The sequence below is a fragment of the Pararcticibacter amylolyticus genome, assembly GCF_003130405.1.
GTDB lineage: Bacteria > Bacteroidota > Bacteroidia > Sphingobacteriales > Sphingobacteriaceae > Arcticibacter > Arcticibacter amylolyticus.
In genome coordinates this window covers 1-403 of record NZ_QEAS01000118.1, presented here as the reverse complement: position 1 = coordinate 403, position 403 = coordinate 1, and the positions used below count along the sequence as shown (strand labels likewise).

Sequence of the window (403 nt, the reverse complement as noted above, 5' to 3'; positions counted from 1 at the left end):
CGGTTGAGCGGGGAGGCTTCAAAGCGGGTCTCGGCAAAGGGGGACGGGATACGGGGGACGCCGGTGGGCAGCTGCGCTTCGCTGCCGGATGGGTTATAGAAGGCCATGATGCCGCTGCCCGGGGTTAAGGCCCCGGCTTTATAGCTGCCGTTGGTGCTGGGGTCGGCATAGGGCAGGTATTTTTTTGCTTCGCGGCCGAAGGGGTCGTATTCGAAGGGGGTGACCAGGTCGCGGGTGGCCTGGGGGCTGCCTTTGACCTGCACGTTCTGAAGGGGGCGCCCCAGGCCGTCGAAGTACTGGACGTTCATCATGACTTCGCAGGTCTTTTTGGCGGACAGGTCGGTGCCGGCGGCAAAGGGCTCGCGGGGGGTATAGGTGAGGATGTAGTTCTGATCGGTGCTTA

At 63.3% G+C, this 403-nt stretch carries 1 protein-coding gene; it reads right to left on the bottom strand.

Annotated elements, in window-relative coordinates:
- Positions 1-403, bottom strand: a 403-nt coding sequence (locus tag DDR33_RS26320; protein ID WP_238387959.1) for a DUF6443 domain-containing protein, incomplete at both ends; no start/stop codon positions are given.